This window comes from Actinoallomurus soli (assembly GCF_024055715.1).
GTDB lineage: Bacteria > Actinomycetota > Actinomycetes > Streptosporangiales > Streptosporangiaceae > Actinoallomurus > Actinoallomurus soli.
The window spans coordinates 1-16,174 of the sequence record NZ_JAMXMV010000034.1; the positions used below are offsets into that span (position 1 = coordinate 1).

Below are 16,174 nucleotides of genomic sequence, written 5' to 3' on the forward strand. Positions count from 1 at the left end.
CCGCGCGCCCGCTCGCCTCGGCGCCCACCGCCCTGCTCCTTCGACCGGGTCCGGCACTCGATGGACCGGCTCGTCGGGTCGGCCTCGGGTCAGCCGTTCCAGACCTGGAGGCTGGAGATCTGGCCGGCGGGCCAGCCGGTGTTCGCCGTGACGTTGACCCGGATGTACCGCTGGGTGGTCGCGGTGATCGGGATGGTCACCGTGTTGTTGCTCGCGGGGTCGAAGGTGTAGGCGGCGGACGACTTCACGGTGGTGAAGTCACTCCCGTTCGTACTGCCGAGGATGGACAGCGTCTCGGTGCGCGCGCCCCAGGACGCCGGCAGCTGCAGGACGATCCGGCTCGCGGTCTGCGCGGAGCCGAGGTCGACCTGGACCCACTGCGGGAAGGCGTTGTTGGCGCTCTCCCAGTAGGTGCTCTGGTCGCCGTCGGTGACGTTGCCCGACGGGTAGACGTCGTTGTGGCTGGACTCGCTGGTGGGCCTGCCCGCCGCGAGGTCGGTGGACGTCGTGCCCGTGCCCGTGCCGGTCAGTGCGACGGTCGTCGGACTGCCGGCCGCGTCACTGTTGATCGTCAGCGTGCCGGTACGGGTGCCGGACGCCGTCGGCCGGAAGCTCACGTTGGCGGTGCAGGACGCGCCGGCCGACAGCGAGCTGCCGCAGTTGTTCGTCATCGAGTAGTCACCGGTGGCCACGACGGACGACAGCGCGGCCGCCGCCGAGCCGGTGTTGGTGATCGTCACGGCCTTCGCCGCGCTGGTCGTGCCGACCGCCTGGCTGCCGAAGCTCAGCGACGTCGGGCTGGCGCTGAGCGTCGCGGAACCGCCGGACGATCCCCCGCTCGGGTAGACCTCGAACTCGGAGGCCTGCGCGGCGTTCCAGCCGGAGTTGGCGGTGACGTTGATGCGGACGTACCGGGCGTCCGTGGCCGGCACCGGGATGTTCACCACGTTCGTCGGCGAGGTGAAGGTGTACGTCGCGGAGCCGACGGCCGTGCCGAAGCTGGAGCCGTTCGTGCTGGTCTGCACCGACAGCGTCTGCGTGCGGGTGCCCCAGGCGGAGGACGGAGGCAGCTTCAGCGTCACCTTGCCGATGCTGTAGACGGCGCCGAGGTCGACCTGCAGCCACTGCGGCCACGAGCCGTTCGCGCTCTCCCAGTAGGTGTTCGCGTCGCCGTCGGTCGCGGTCGAGGCGGTCTGCGTGCCGTTCACCTCGCTGCTGGCCGTGGCCGTCTTCCCCCGGGCGAGGTTGGTGTCGGTGCCGATGCCGCTGCCGGTCAGGGCGATCGTGGTCGGGCTGTTGTTGGCGTTACTGGTAACGGTGACGTTGCCCGTACGGGTGCCGGACGCGGACGGGGTGAACTTCACGGTCACGGTGCAGGACGCGCCGACCGCCAGGGTCGAGCAGGTGTTGGTCTGGCTGTAGTCGCCGCTCGCGCTGACGCCGGACACGGTCGCCGACGTCGTGCCCGTGTTGGTGACCGTGACGGCCTGCGTCGCCGACGACTGGCCGACGAGCGTGCCGGGGAAGGTCAGGCTCCCCGGGTTCGGGCTGAGGATCGGCCCGGGTGCGACGCCCGTGCCGGACAGCGGGACGGTGTTGGTGATGCCGGACGCGGAGATGCTCAGGTCGCCCGTGCGCGAGCCTGTTGCGGTCGGGCTGAACTTCACGCTGACCGTGCAGGACGCGCCGGCCGCGATCGAGCCGCCGCAGGTGTTGGTCTGGCTGAAGTCGCCGCTCGTGGAGATCGAGCCGACCGGGGCCGCGGCGGTGCCGCTGTTGGAGACGGTGACGTTCTGCGCGGCGCTGGTCGATCCGGTCGCCACGCTGCCGAAGCCGAGCGCGGTCGGGCTGATCGAGATCAGCGATCCGTTGTCCGGCAGGTACGGCGGGAAGGCCGGGTTCGTGATGTTCTGGCACCCCGTCGAGCCGAAGACGCCGGAGTTGCCGCCGCCGTCGGTCAGCGTGAAGCCGACGCCGCAGTTGTAGATCGGCGCGGGCGCCTGCGTCCCGGTGGCGGTGCTGTTGGTGATCTTGGCCGAGCCGCCGACCTGCTCCTGCACGACCCAGGTGCCGGTGTTCTGGATCGTCGCGTTGTTGATGGAGACGTTCGTGATGCTGGACCCCGAGACGAACTGGATCGCCTCGAACGGACTCTGCTGGATGAGGACGTTGTCGACGTTGACCTGCCCGGTCATCGCCGCGTCACGTGCGTCGAACCACAGCGCGCCGACGCCGAAGTTCCAATGCGGGTCGAGGCTGCCCGAGCGGATGATCGTGTTGCGCAGCACGTCGGTACGGCCCAGCGGCGTGGAGGTGAAGCGCTGCGCGACATGGATGCCGCCGCCCTGGGTGAGGCCGGCGTCGATGACCCGGTTGTCGGCGACCGTGTTGTCGTGGCCGCCGTAAATGGCGATGCCGTTGGCGAGAATCGGATATTGGACGGTGTCGTGGTCGAACGAGTCGTTCGCGTCGGCGTTGGTGTCGGACCAGGTCGCCAGGCCGTCGTCACCGGTGTTGCGCACGTCGCTGTTCGTGACCTTCGAGGAGGTGACGCCGTCGTGGAAGTTGACGCCGTCCGCCGTCGTGTCGCGGATCCGCATGCCGTTGAAGACGAGGCCCGTCATGGGCCCGTCCATCCAGGCGCCGACCTTCTCGTGCTCGATCCAGATCCGGTCGACGGTGGAGTTGCTCAGCGCGCCGCCGATGCCGTTGACCTGTGCGCCGTCGTTGCGCTCCTGGACGTCGCCGAAGATGGCGAAGTCGGCGAGGTGGACGTTGGCGGTGCCGTTCGGCGCCCAGCCGCCGTAGAAGCCGGGAGCCGCGCCGACGATCGTCGAGTGCCACATGCCGGCGCCCTTGATCGTGACGTTGTCCAGGACCAGATGCCCCGGGATCTTGAATGTTCCCTCGGGGATCCAGACGGTGCCACCGGCACCGGCCGCGGAGATCGCCGCGTTGAACGCCGCGGTCGAGTCGGCGCTGCCGGTCGGGTCGGCGCCCTTGCTGGTCACCGAGACCGAGCCGGACGGCTGCGACAGGGCGCCCGAGACGTTCTCGAAGTCGGCGAAGTCGATCGTGTAGGAGGAGGCGTTGTCACCCGCGTCGACCTGCAGCCGGAACTTCGTGCCCGCCGGGTAGGTGGTCGAGAAGAGACGGTGGGTCTCGTCGTAGAAGTGGTGCGGGTTGCTCCCCGGCGTGTTGGTGAACGGGTAGTCCCCGTAGTACCAGCTGTAGGCGTTGGTGAGCGTGAAGTCGCTCTGCTTCGTGCCGTTGACGTAGAAGGACAGCGGGGCCGTGTAGACCGAGCCGTTCGAGCTGTCCGGGATGCTGTAGCGGAAGACGATCGAGTTCGTGGCGACCGGGGTGGTGAACTCGACGTACTTGCCGCTGCCCTGCAGGGTCACGGCCTTGCGGTAGGAGGCCTCGGCGGGCAGCGTGTTGTAGGCGGAACTGGGGCCGATGACCGTGCCGTTCGTCGTGGCGTTCTCCGCCTGGACCTCGACGTACGGCAGTGTCGCGCCGACACCGCCGCTCGCCGCCGCGTCGGCGGGCCCGGCCGACAGCAGGACGAGGCCGACGGCGACGAGCAGGCCGCTGAGGAGAGCGCCGAGACGGGTTCGGCGTCTCGCGTACTGATCGGTCATGTACTGCTCACTCTCGGTGAGGCCCCGTGCGGTCACGGACCCCTGGAAGACCCGCTCGCGCGCACGCCGGCGAGCGGGAGGAACCGGATCGAGGGCCGAGACGGGCGGGGCGGGCGGGGGGGTGGAGCGTGTTACAGGGAAGGTAACTCCCCCGACACCCCAGCGCAATATCCGAACAAATCGATGCAACTTCGTATTCGGACTTCTGCAAAATCTCACGATGCCGACGCTGAAAGACCGTGGGTTGACGGCCGTCACCGGTGGTCACGACGATGACCACGTCGCGTGCGCCGGCACCGGTGGGCGGCATCACGCGGCGTCCGCAGAGAGGGGACTTCCGTATGGGGCGGCCAGGGGGCGAGCGGCCGACGCTGGAGAGCGTCGCGGCCCGGGCGGGCGTGTCGCGGGCGACGGTGTCCCGCGTGGTGAACGGCCTGTCCGTGACACGGGCGAGCGAGGAGTCGGTGCGACGGGCCATCGAGGAGCTGGGCTACGTTCCCAACCATGCCGCGCGAACGCTGGTGACCCGGCGCACCGATCTGTTCGCGCTCGTGGTGCCCGAGCCGACGACCCGCGTGTTCTCCGCCGACCGGTTCTTCGCAGGGGTCGTCCAGGGCATCAGCCAGGAGCTGGAGGCCGCCGACAAGCAACTGGTGCTGATGCTGGCCGGATCGGCCGCGAGCCACGACCGGATCGAACGCTCGGTGGCCGCCCGCCACGTCGACGGCGTGATGCTCGCGTCCCTGCACGGCGCCGACCCGCTTCCGGCGGTCCTGGCCCGGATCGGGATCCCCGTCGTGTGCAACGAACGCCCTCTCGGCTCGGTCTCCGTGCCGTGCGTCGGTGTCGACAACCTCGGTGGCGCGGTGGCCGCGGTGCGTCACCTGCTCGGTACGGGGCGGCGCCGGATCGTCACGATCGCCGGCCCGCCGGACATGGTCGCGGGGATCGACCGGCTGGCCGGCTACCGGGAGGCCCTGCGCGCGGAGGGGCTGCGGCCCGTCGTCGAGGTCGGCGACTTCACGCCCGGCTCCGGCGCGGAGGCGATGCGGCGGCTCCTCGCAGCCGAACCGGAGCTCGACGCGGTCTTCGCCGCGTCGGACCTGATGGCCGGCGGCGCGCTCGAGACCCTGCGCCGGGCGGGCCGGCGGGTGCCGGACGACGTCGCGGTCATCGGATTCGACGACGTCGACCTCGCGCGGGACACCGACCCCCCGTTGACGACCATCCGGCAGCCGATCACCGAGATCGGCCGCCGGATGGCGCGCCAGCTGCTCAGCCTGGTGGACGGGGCGGAGATCGATCCGGTCGTCACCCTGCCCACCGAGCTGGTCGTCCGCGAGTCGGCCTAGATTCAGCTGCCGAAGACCTGGAACTCCCAGAGCGAGTAGCCGTACGGAGTCCCCCGCTGGGTTCCGTACATCCGCACATAGCGGCCGGATCCGGAGACGCTCACGTCCTGCACCCCTCCGGTGCCGCTGCCGGTCGAGTACACGGTGGTCCAGTTCGTGCCGTCGCCGGACGTCTGGATCTGGAACGCCTTGCCGTAGGCGGCCTCCCAGTTCAGCACGACGTGGCTGAGCTGGTGCACGGCACCCAGGTCGACCTGGAGCCACTGCGGGTCGCTGAACGCGCTCGACCAGCGCGACGAGGTGTTGCCGTCGGTGGCGTTCGCCGCGGCGGTGCCCGAAGCCTCGGTCGAGGAGGCGGTCGTCGGCCTGCCCTGGGACAGGTTCGTCCCGGTCCCGCCACCACCCGGCGCCTTGTTGTAGACGGCCACGTAGTCGACGTTGAGCTGCCCGCCGGACACGGTCGCGGAGTTCGGACCGCCGCCGAACGCGTCGGGGAAGCCGCCGCCCATCGCGAGGTCGAAGATGATGAAGAACGGGTGGTCGACGGCGTTCGCCCAGGTCGCGGCGTCCACGCGGTTCGCGCTCAGCGTGAAGTAGTTGCTGCCGTCGAGGTACCAGCGGATCTGCTCCGGCGAGACGGACCGGTCGATCTGCACGGCGTAGGTGTGGTACCCGGTCTGGCAGCCGGGGCACGCGTGCTCGCCGCTGCCGATGCCGGTGGACTCGTTGCACGGCCCGCCGGGGTTGGTGCCGCAGTGCAGCGTGCCGAAGACCGAGCTGCGGCCGTTGACGTCCTCCAGGATGTCGACCTCGCCCGACGTCGGCCACGAGGTGCCGGTGCGCAGCGTCGAGCCGAGCATCCAGAAGGCCGGCCAGTACCCGGCACCGTTCGCCGTGGTGACGTTCGGCTGCTGGATCGAGGCCTGCATCATCACGACGCCGCCCGGGGGCGCGCCGAACGTCGCGGCCTGCGTCTCGACCCGGCCGGACGTCCAGCCCGCGCGCGGGTCCGAGCCCGAGTGCAGGGCCTTGAGGACGAGGTGCCCGGCGCCGTCCTGGTAGACGTTCGCCGTGCTGTTGGTCATCGTCTCGATCTCACCGGTGCCGAAGCTGCTGCCCGGCCCGGTGTCGTACTTCCAGGTCCCGGTGTTGAGGCCGGTGCCGCTCGCGCCGGTGAAGTCGTCGCTCCAGGTCGTGGTGAAGCCGGCGGGCGGCGCGGGTACGGCGGCGGGCGCGGCCGTGCCCGCTCCGGCCGGTGCCGCGCTCGCTCCGGCGGGAGCGGCGGCGGCCCCCGGGGTGATCAGGCCGGCGGCGAGGACGAGCGCCCCGGCGGCGGCCCTGAGCCGGCCCTTCCACGAGGCGCGGCCGGTGGCCGGCGGCCGCTCGCGATGGCGTCTCGCGTGCCGTTCGAGATGCATGTGTGCTCCTTCACCGGGGTCGTACGGCGCGGGCCGTACGACCCCGTTGGTGGGCGGGGGTCACCGTGGTGGTGCGGGGAGCGGTTCGGTCACCAGCCGACGGCGACGAGCAGGTACTGCGGGTCGCCGTGGGAGATGAACGAGGACTGGCCGGCGTAGTCGTCGTAGGGGAAGCCGTAGGCCAGGTGGTTGATCGCGTGGTCGTGCCAGAACTTGGCGTAGTAGTTGGCCGGAGCCGCCTTGTAGTACTGCGTCGGGTCGGACCACTGCGACTGCGGCAGCTGCGCGACGTGGCGGTTCAGCGCCGCGCACATGCCGGCGTTGTTCGCCAGTGAGCCCGCGCAGCCGGTGATGTTCGAGGTGCTCTCGTTGACGCCGACCGACTGGGCGTAGCTCGTGAAGTAGTTCGCGTACTGGCCGCCGGCCCGGAACGCGCTGTCACTGCCCGGAGCGGGGATGTAGTACGGAGCCTGGACCGTGGCCAGGTGCTTGAACTCGGTCGGCACCTCGTCCTGGAACCGCTGGAAGGTCGCCGCCCGGTCCTCGGCGAACGTCGCCTGGTCCTCTCCCACCTGCGTGTCGTACCCGTCCTTGGCGTGCAGGCGCATCGCCAGCTTCAGGCCGAATCCGTCGACGCGCGTGGTGTTGCCGTTGAACACCGCCGGGCCGATGGTGAACTCGATGAAGTCGCGGTACTGGCTGGTCGGCGAGCCGAGGTAGAAGTACATCCGGCCGGCGGAGTTCGCGGGCATGTCGATGTACGGCTGCTCGGCGATCGAGTGCGTCTGGCCGTTCCAGCTCCAGTACACCTGGCTGTCGGGGTACTTGCCGTTGGTCCGGTTCAGGATCTTGAACATCAGGACGTTCTGGGCGGCGGGGATGCCGCTGGTGTCGCCCCAGAAGGAGTCCGGCGGCGGGGTCGTGGTGGTCCCGCTGTAGACGGCGAACTCCCACAGCGAGTAGCCGTACTGGGTGCCGCGGGCCGTCCCGTACATCCGGATGTAGCGTCCGGTGCCGTTGACGCTCAGCGTCTGGGTGCCGCCGGTGCCGGTCGTGGTGCTGTAGATCGTGGTCCAGCCGGCGGAGGGGTTGTCGGACACCTGGATCTGGAACGCCTTCCCGTACGCCGCCTCCCAGGTGAGCACCACCTGGCAGATCTGCTGCGACGAGCCGAGGTCGATCTGCAGCCACTGCGGGTCGCTGAACGCGCTGGACCAGCGCGTCCCGGTGCTGCCGTCCACGGCGGCCGAGGCGGGGGTGCCGGAGTTCTCGGTGGAGGAGGCGGTCGTCGGGCGGTTCAGCGCCACGTTGCCGCCGCCGCAGGCGGCCGCCCTGGCCGGCCCGGAGGTGGCGGCGACGAGGCAGCCGACGAGGAGTGCCATCGCGGTGCACACGGTCACCAGGACGTGCAGCGGCGTGCGGCGCGATGCCGCGGAGCGGGGGTCGAAGTGCATGCGGCTCCCTTTCGTGCGGAGGGAGAAGACGCGGGACCGGCGGGGGCGGGCCCGAACGGTGCCGCGACGGGGCGGGGGTCACGGTACGCCGGATGCCGTCGGATACCGGCGGGAAACCTTACTGAGAGCGCTCTCAGAGAGAAGGTGGCCCCGTTTCCCGCGCGAGTCAAGAGAGTCAGGATGTAACATTTCGGTAACATGGTCGCGCCTGGAAGACTCGGCGCGCCGGACGTATGCGCTGGCCAGGGGATTTGTTGTCCGCCCCACCATTGGACCCGGGAAACTTCGGCGAAATCCTCCCGACGCCGAGACGGAACCGAGGGGTGGCCCACCCCGATGTGGCCGAGCGACCGCCGGAACGTGCTCGCCCAGACCATCCGTGTCAGTGGTGAAAGCTCATCGCGTTCTCGCGGCCGTAGATCGGCTCCGCCTGAGCGTCGAGTTCCGGCAGCAGGCCGCGCAGGTCCTCGACCAGCCGGTCGGCCAGGTCGCGGGAGAACCCATTGCGGCAGACGATCCGCAGCACCGCCAGGTCCTCGCGGTTCGCCGGGAACGTGTAGGCGGGAACGAGCCAGCCGAACTCCCGCAGCCGCCGGGACACGTCGAAGACGTTGAAGCGGGTGATGTCGTCGGCGGTCGTGAACGCGAAGACCGGCAATTGGTCTCCGCGGGTCAGCAGCCGGAAACAGCCGAGTCCCTCGATCTGGTCGGCAAGGGACGTCGCCACTTCCCGGGTGGCCCCCTGCACCGCGGCGAAGCCCTCGTGGCCGAGCCGCAGGAAGTTGTAGTACTGCGCGATCACCTGAGAGCCGGGCCGGGAGAAGTTGAGAGTGAATGTCGGCACGTCACCGCCCAGGTAGTTCACCCGCTCGACCAGATCGTCGGGCAACGCCTGCCGATCCCGCCACAACACCCACCCGACGCCCGGATAGACCAGCCCGTACTTGTGTCCCGAGGTGTTGATCGAAGCGACCCGTGACAGCCGGAAGTCCCACTCGAGCTCCGGCTCCAGGAAGGGCGCGATCATGCCGCCGCCCGCCGCGTCAACGTGCACGGGCACCTGCAGGCCGGTGCGCGCCTGCAGCCCGTCGAGCGCCTCGCAGATCTCGGCGACCGGCTCGTAGCTGCCGTCCATCGTCGACCCGAGGATGGTGACGACGCCGATCGTGTTCTCGTCGCACGCCTCGGCGGCCTGCTCCGGGCCGAGGTGGAACCGCTCACCCTCCATGGGCACAAGGCGTGCCTCCACCTCGAAGTAGTTGCAGAACTTCTGCCAGCACACCTGGGCGTTGACGCCCATCACCAGGTTCGGGCGGGTGCCGTGGGAGTAGCGCTCGGCGTTGCGGTGGATCCAGCGGCGCTTGAGCGCCATCGCGCCGAGCATGCACGCCTCGCTGGACCCGATGGTGGAGGTGCCGACGCGAGCGTCGGGATCCGGGGCGTTCCACAGATGGCTCAGTATCGAGACGCACCGCTCTTCCAGCTGGGCGGTCGCGGGGTACTCGTCCCTGTCGATCAGGTTCCGGTCGGCGGTGTCGCCCATGAGGGCGTGCCCCTCCGGCTCCATCCAGGTGGTCACGAAGGTGGCCAGGTTGAGCCGCGGATTCCCGTCGAGCATCAACTCGTCGCGGATCAGCCGAGCCGCCGTCGCCGGCGCCATCGGCCTCTCGGGCAGCCGGTGCCGGGGCAGGACCGCCGTGACACCGGAAACCGGATCGGCCTCCCCGAACAGGGGGTTCACCCATATGGACGCCTGCCGGGTCTTCCCGTCACTCTGTGACGCCACCTTCGCTCCTCCCCCGCACCCACCGCGAGCCAGTCTCGCAGGCGGTCGCCCTAGGCCGGGCAGGCGGCGGCTAAAGGCCACTTATGAACGGTTCCACGACGGGGGAAGCGAGACGTCCGCCCACGTCGCAGCCCTCGCCCGGGTGGGGCCTGGCGTCCGTCGCGATTCCCGGAACCGGGAGAATGGAAAGGCAGCAGGCCGAAATCAGCCCGTGACAGGGCGGGAGGCGACTCCTTCGATGATCATCGAGCTCGCGAACGCCGACACCCGTAAGATCCAGGCCGCGCTCACCACCACCCGGCACAGGATGGGCGGCGTGGCCACCGGCAAGGTCCTGACGTTGGTCATCGTCACGAATGAGGCGGCCCAGTACGACGCGGTGCGCGCGTCGACCCAGGCGGCCCGTGAGAACCCGTGCCGGATCCTGGGTGTCATCCCGCGCGACACCGCGGAGGAGGCCCGGCTCGACGCCGAGGTGCGCCTGGGCGAGACGGGCCCGGGTGAGACCGTACTGCTGCGCTTGTACGGCGAGGTCGCCGAGCACGCCGACTCGGTCGTGCTGCCCTTGCTCGTGCCTGACACGCCGGTCGTCATCTGGTGGCCGGGCACACCGCCCGAGCGGCCGAGCGGCGACCCGCTCGGAGCCATGGCCCAGCGCCGGGTCACCGACGCGGCCAGCGGCCTGGATCCGCTGGACACGCTCAGGCGGCTCGCGGAGGCGTACTCCCCCGGCGACACCGACCTCGCCTGGACGCGCATCACACCGTGGCGGTCGCTGCTGGCGGCGATACTCGACCGGCCGCCCGACACCGACATCACGGCCGCCGAGGTCAAGGCAGAACCCAACAATCCGAGCGCCGAGCTGCTCGGCGGCTGGCTCGCCGCACGCCTGTCCGTGCCCTGCGAGGTGCGCTCGACTTGCGGGCCCGGCATCACCGCCGTACGGCTGTCCACCAGGTTCGGTCAGATCGCGGTGACCCGCCCGGACGGCAGGGTCGCGACCCTGTCCCGGCCCGATCAACCGGACCGCCAGGTCGCGCTGCACCGGCGTCCGACCGCCGAACTGATCGCCGAGGAACTCCGCCATCTCGACCCCGACAACGCGTATAAGGAGGCGGTGACCCGGTGCGCGAAGGGCGAGTGCGGCCCCGATCGCATGACCTTCTGAGGCCGGGCGGTGAGGCCGGGCGGTGAGGCCGGGCGGTGAGGCCGGGCGGTGAGGCCGGGCGGTGAGGCCCGCCGGACCGGCGGACCTCACCTGACGAGACCGGTGTCACCCGAGGGCGAACTTCTGCGCGGCGGAGCCGTTGCAGTCATAGATCTGCAGCCGCGTGCCGTTCGCCGTGGAACCGCTCGGCGAGTCGAGGCAGCGGCCGGACTGCGGATTGCGCAGCGAACCGTCCGCCTGCTGCTGCCAGACCTGACCGCCCACGCCGTTGCAGTCCCACAACTCGACCTGCGTGCCGTTCGCGGTCCCGTTGCCGTTGATGTCGAGGCAGCGGCCGAGGGTGCGCAGAGCACCGTTGGACAGGTGCACCCAGTGCTGGTCCTCGGCGTACGACTGGCAGTCCCAGAGGTTGACCGCCGTGCCGTTGGCGCCCGTGTCGTCGCCGAGGACGTCGGCGCACTTGCCGCCCGGCCCGACGATCGCGCCGCCGCCGTTCACCGCGAACTTCTGCGCCGCGGAGCCGTTGCAGTCATAGATCTGCAGCCGTGTCCCGTTCGCCGTGGAACCGCTCGGCGAGTCGAGGCAGCGCCCGGACTGCGGATTGCGCAGCGAACCGTCCGCCTGCTGCACCCAGACCTGCGCGCCGCCGCCGTTGCAGTCCCACAATTGCACCTGCGTGCCGTTCGCGGTCCCATTGCCGGTGACGTCGAGGCAGCGGCCGAGGGTGCGCAGCGAGTCGTCGGCGAAGTGCTCCCAGTGCTGGTCCTCGGCGTACGACTGGCAGTCCCAGAGGTTGACGCCGGTGCCGTTCGTGCCGGTGTCGTCGCCGATGACGTCGACGCACTTGCCGCCCGGACCGGTGATCGTTCCCTGCGGACCGTTCGGGACGTTCGTCTGGCCGGAGTAACCGACCGAGACGATGTTCGCCTGCACGGCGTTGTCGGCGGCGTCGGTCGGGTAACCGGAGGTCATCACGCCTTCGAAGAAGGTGCCCATGTTCCAGTTGCTGTTGTCCCCGCCCGTGCCCAGGATGATCGAACCCTCCTGGTGCATCGGGATGTAGCCGCCGCGGTTCGGCAGTGCGCCGTTCCACCAGGTGCTCAGGCCGCCGGACTGCGCGTTGCCGCCCTTGAGGGCGTACGTCGTCTGGCCGTTGTTCTTCAGCAGCGCCGTGACGTAGGTGCTGTTGTTGCCGAGGTTCGCGGTGTTGGAGCCGTCGGCGCCCTGGAACATCCCGTTCTCCAGGTCCGCCTCCACCCACGGCCCCGAGCCCGTGCACGGCGCGAAGTAACACGTCGTCGCGATGCTGACGGCGTCCATGTGGCCGTTGCCGGTGTCGGACGGGACCGCTTCGGCGTTGCCGTAGTCGAAGCAGCACGCGGATCCGACGTGCGTGCCGCTGGCCACCATGTACATCCCCTCGGGCTGGCCGTTCTGCGCCACGCCGGACCCGACGGCGTGCCGGTAGCCGTGCTGCGGGGAGATCCAGACGCCGTACACCTTGTGGCCGCCGGCGGTGACCTCGATCTCGCTCGCGTCCGCGGGCGAGTCGGCGCCGGTGCCCGCCGTGCCCGCCGGGGACGGGGTCAGGTCGTTGTGGCGCGACGTCTGGTCGTAGATCTTCGTGATGCTGCAGGTCGTGCCGTTGCAGAACGCGTCGTGATCGGCGGCGTTCGCGTAGCCGCCCGCCGCCAGCACGCCCACGTCGTGCGTGGCGTGGTCGGAGGCGCGGGTGAGCTGGTAGAGGGGGCCCGAGTACCCGGCGAACAGGGCGCGCACGGTGCTGTGCGCGGCGACGCAGGGCGTGCCGGCGGCACCGTAGATGTCGCACGGCAGGGAGGTGGCGGCCTGCGCCGTACCGGTCAGGCCGGCCAGGCCGAAGAGGAGGACGATGATCGCGCCGATGGACCACAGGACGCGCCGACCGAGGGCGGGGCGATGTCTGCGCATAGCGACGGCTCCAGAAGGCGAAGGAGAGCGACTCGTCTGCGGTGCCGGCGCGGCAGACTCACTGGCGGGGACATCTAGATGTTGACGTGACAGTAAGCAGTCTGGTCGATCGCGTCAATACATTGGCGAGCTTGTGGAATTGGCCTGCCGTCATTGTTGGATTTCGTGGAATTCTTGCGCTCCGACGACGCCGCCGGAGGGCTCAGCGGCGGTCTCGCGCACGAGTGCGGCGAAGTTGGCGGCGAGGCGTTTCGCGTTCCGCGCCGACTGCGGCTCGGCCTGCTCGGCCTCGGCGCGGAGCGCCCGCAGGTCCAACCCCGCCTCGGCCAGAGCCGCCTCGTCCCAGCGGTCGAGGCGGTCGGCGCCGGCCTCCGGATGGAACTGCACGCCCCACGCGCACTCCCCCACGCGGAACGCCTGCACCGGGCAGGCCTCGCTCTCGGCGAGGCGTACGACGCCCGGCGGAAGCTCGGTGATCTGGTCCCGGTGGTTCTGGATGAAGCGGAGTTCCCCGGACAACCCGGCGAACAGCGGATCGGTTCCGGCCTCACGGCGCAGCGAGACCGGGCAGGACCCGCGCTCGGGCCGTCCGTGGTTCCCGCGCACCGTGCCGCCGACCGCGGCCGCGAGCACCTGGGCGCCCAGGCAGATGCCCAGCAGCGGAACACCATTGGCCACCGCGCGCCGGGTGAGCTCCCACTCCACCGGCAGCCACGGGGCGCGCCGGTCGTCGTCGGGCAGGAAGCCGCCGCCGAGCAGGACGACCGCGTCGAAGTCCTCCGGCGTGGCGGGGGTCGCGGCGCCGGGGACCACCTCCACCTGAAGGCCCATCTCCTCCCACCATGGCAGCAATCGCCCGATCCCGCTGCCCTCCGAGTTCTGGACGGCGAGGACACGAGGAGCCCGAAGAGACGAAGAAGTCACCGGTGAACGGTATCGATCTCACTGGGACGGCGTCGCACCGCCCGGGATCGGTTCACCCGTGTACGCCACCGACCCGCTTGCCGACGCGCCACGCACCCAATACCATCCGGATCCGTTGCCTACGAGGTCAGCGGGAACCGAATCCGCACGTTCCAGCGTCCTGCCGCACCGAAACAGTAGACGCCGACGCCGACCGCACGGCAGTGGAGGAATCACAGTGAGCCGCTACGGTCAGATGTTCGGTCCCGACATCACCTTCCTCGGCGTGGACCGCTGTGACCTGAACGATCTCCCCGGCGACGCGGACGTGGTCATCCTGGGCGCGCCCTTCGACGGCGGCACCTCGCACCGGCCCGGAGCACGCTTCGGGCCCAATGCCATCCGCCAAGCCTGCTATCTGCCGCACGACGGCTCCCGCCCCAGCCTCGCGATGCGGGTCGACGCCCTGCAGGACCTGCGCGTGCTGGACGCCGGTGACGTCGAGACCTACGCCGGCGACATCGAGGGCAGCCTGCGCGCCATCGAGGACGCCGTCGCCCGCATCGCCGCCTCCGGCGCGATTCCCATCGTGCTCGGCGGCGACCACACCGTGGCGCTGCCGGACGCCACCGGCGTGGCCCGCCACCACGGCTTCGGCCGCGTCTCCATGCTCCACTTCGACGCCCACGCCGACACCGGGCACATCGAGTTCGGCCACCTGTACGGCCACGGGCAGCCCATGCGGCGCCTCATCGAGTCCGGCGCCATCCGGGGCGATCGCTTCCTGCAGATCGGCCTGCGCGGCTACTGGCCGGGTCCGGACATCCTGGACTGGATGGCCGACCGGCGCATGCGCTCGTACGAGATGACCGAGATCGTGACCAGGGGCCTGAACGAGTGCCTCACCGAGGCGTACGGCATCGCCCTCGACGACTGCGACGGCGTCTACCTCTCCGTGGACATCGACGTCTGCGACCCCGGCCACGCCCCCGGCACCGGCACGCCCGAGCCCGGCGGCCTGTCGGCGCGCCAGCTCCTCGACGCGGTCCGCCGCACCTGCTACGAGCTGCCCGTCGTCGGGCTCGAGGTCGTCGAGGTGGCCCCGCCGTACGACCACGCCGACATCACCGCCTACCTCGGCAACCGGGTGGTCCTGGAGGCGCTCTCGGCGATGGCCCGGCGCCGCAGGGACGCCACCGACGGCACCCGCTGGGACCCGGCCGAGCCTCTGCTCGCGAACCGCCGTCCGAGCCGGTCCGCGAACCCCGGCGACGCCACCGAACCGGCGGCCCCGTGATCGTACGGCCGACGAAGAGCCGCTGAACCTTCGGCCGGCCTCGCTCGCATCGCATTCCCGGTCGGACCGCCGTGACCGGGAGAGACGCGAGATCTCGCCAATTCGACTGCGCCAGTTGGGATAATTTTCCACTTTTTCGCGGGCGGCCGCGCAAGTTATCTACTAGGTGGGCACCCCGAGCCCGGAAGGAACGATCCCCGCCCCCCGATCCGCGGTCCCCCCGCCACCGCTACCGACAGCGCGAGCGTCCCCCGCGGAGTACACGGACAGTCCCCAGGCCCCTCCTTGGAGGATCACGTGTCACCATTCAAGCGCTCCCCCCGTACGGCGCGTACGTCGTGTCTCACGGCGCTCTCCGCCGCCGTCGCCCTCTGCGGCGCGCTCTTCACCGGCGCGCAGACGGCCTCCGCCGCCCCGAACCCGATCACCCATCCGGATCGCGACTGGCTGGGTTCCCAGGTCGCCAAGCACGAGCCCGGGTCGGGCCAGGCGATCATCCGGCCCAACGTCGCCCAGACCCCGGGCCTGGACGTCAGCGGGTGGCAGGGCAACGTCAACTGGTCCACCGTCGCCGCCAACGGCGCGAAGTTCGCCTACGTCAAGGCGACCGAGTCGACGAACTACACCAACCCCTACTTCAGCCAGCAGTACACCGGCGCGTACTACGCCGGGATCGTGCACGGCGCCTACCACTTCGCGACGCCGAACACCTCCTCCGGCGCCGCCCAGGCCGACTACTTCGTCGCCCACGGCGGCGGCTGGTCCAGGGACGGCATGACGTTCCCCGGCATGCTCGACATGGAGTGGAACCCCTACGGCGCGGCCTGCTACGGGCTGTCGCCGTCCGGGATGGTCAACTGGATCCTCTCCTTCAGCAACGAGTACCACGCCAAGACCAGCCGCTGGCCGGTCATCTACACGGCGACGAGCTGGTGGAGCCAATGCACCGGCAACACCGGCGACTTCTCCTCCACCAACCCGCTGATGCTCGCCAACTACAACGGGTCCCCGGGCCCGATGCCGTACAACTGGGGCTACCAGACCATCTGGCAGTTCGCCGACAGCGGCACCTTCCCCGGCGACCAGGACTACTTCAACGGCGACATCACGCGCGTCAAGGCACTCGCCAACGGCTGAGCGGGACCGGGCCGGGCGCGTACGCGGACGCACCCGGCCCGGTACCCCGGCGTACGGCCGGATCC

General features: G+C 70.4%; 10 protein-coding genes. 4 read left to right on the forward strand and 6 right to left on the reverse strand.

The window, feature by feature from the left end; genetic code table 11:
• Nucleotides 1–89: 89 nt before the first annotated feature.
• Nucleotides 90–3,644, reverse strand: a complete 3,555-nt coding sequence (locus NDW01_RS39900; RefSeq protein ID WP_252829734.1) for a choice-of-anchor D domain-containing protein — start codon at nt 3,642–3,644, stop codon at nt 90–92.
• Nucleotides 3,645–3,985: 341 nt separating this feature from the next.
• Between NDW01_RS39900 and NDW01_RS39905 the strand changes: the two genes are divergently transcribed.
• Nucleotides 3,986–4,996, forward strand: coding sequence for a LacI family DNA-binding transcriptional regulator (locus NDW01_RS39905; protein ID WP_252829735.1), 1,011 nt, complete (start codon nt 3,986–3,988; stop codon nt 4,994–4,996).
• A gap of 2 nt (nt 4,997–4,998) precedes the next feature.
• Here NDW01_RS39905 and NDW01_RS39910 read toward each other — a convergent pair whose 3' ends face one another.
• The 3 genes from NDW01_RS39910 to NDW01_RS39920 form a co-directional block, all read right to left on the reverse strand.
• A complete protein-coding gene (locus NDW01_RS39910) occupies nt 4,999–6,414 on the reverse strand; it encodes a discoidin domain-containing protein (protein ID WP_252829736.1) in 1,416 nt (471 codons plus the stop codon).
• A gap of 89 nt (nt 6,415–6,503) precedes the next feature.
• The gene (locus NDW01_RS39915) at nt 6,504–7,868 is read right to left on the reverse strand and encodes a beta-1,3-glucanase family protein (protein ID WP_252829737.1); all 1,365 of its coding nucleotides are present in this window, start codon (nt 7,866–7,868) and stop codon (nt 6,504–6,506) included.
• 382 nt (nt 7,869–8,250) lie between these two features.
• Nucleotides 8,251–9,654: a glutamate decarboxylase gene (locus NDW01_RS39920; RefSeq protein ID WP_252829738.1), complete on the reverse strand. Its 1,404-nt coding sequence runs from the start codon at nt 9,652–9,654 to the stop codon at nt 8,251–8,253.
• 238 nt (nt 9,655–9,892) lie between these two features.
• On the opposite strand from NDW01_RS39920, the gene NDW01_RS39925 reads away from it, so the two are divergent.
• A complete protein-coding gene (locus tag NDW01_RS39925) occupies nt 9,893–10,822 on the forward strand; it encodes a glucose-6-phosphate dehydrogenase assembly protein OpcA (protein WP_252829739.1) in 930 nt (309 codons plus the stop codon).
• A gap of 105 nt (nt 10,823–10,927) precedes the next feature.
• Here the strand turns inward: NDW01_RS39925 and NDW01_RS39930 are convergent, their stop codons facing one another.
• Together NDW01_RS39930 and NDW01_RS39935 are read right to left on the reverse strand one after the other, a co-directional pair.
• The gene (locus tag NDW01_RS39930) at nt 10,928–12,772 is read right to left on the reverse strand and encodes an arabinofuranosidase catalytic domain-containing protein (protein WP_252829740.1); all 1,845 of its coding nucleotides are present in this window, start codon (nt 12,770–12,772) and stop codon (nt 10,928–10,930) included.
• 150 nt (nt 12,773–12,922) lie between these two features.
• Nucleotides 12,923–13,696 (reverse strand): type 1 glutamine amidotransferase, encoded by a 774-nt coding sequence (locus NDW01_RS39935; RefSeq protein WP_252829741.1) that lies wholly within the window; start codon nt 13,694–13,696, stop codon nt 12,923–12,925.
• A gap of 217 nt (nt 13,697–13,913) precedes the next feature.
• Between NDW01_RS39935 and speB the strand changes: the two genes are divergently transcribed.
• Both speB and NDW01_RS39945 read left to right on the forward strand, forming a co-directional pair.
• Entirely contained in the window at nt 13,914–14,972 is a 1,059-nt protein-coding gene (gene speB / locus NDW01_RS39940; protein ID WP_252829742.1) for an agmatinase, read from the forward strand.
• A gap of 297 nt (nt 14,973–15,269) precedes the next feature.
• Nucleotides 15,270–16,109 carry a lysozyme gene (locus tag NDW01_RS39945; protein ID WP_252829743.1) on the forward strand — a complete coding sequence of 280 codons (840 nt, stop codon included), beginning with the start codon at nt 15,270–15,272 and terminating at the stop codon, nt 16,107–16,109.
• The last annotated feature ends 65 nt before the right edge of the window (nt 16,110–16,174 follow it).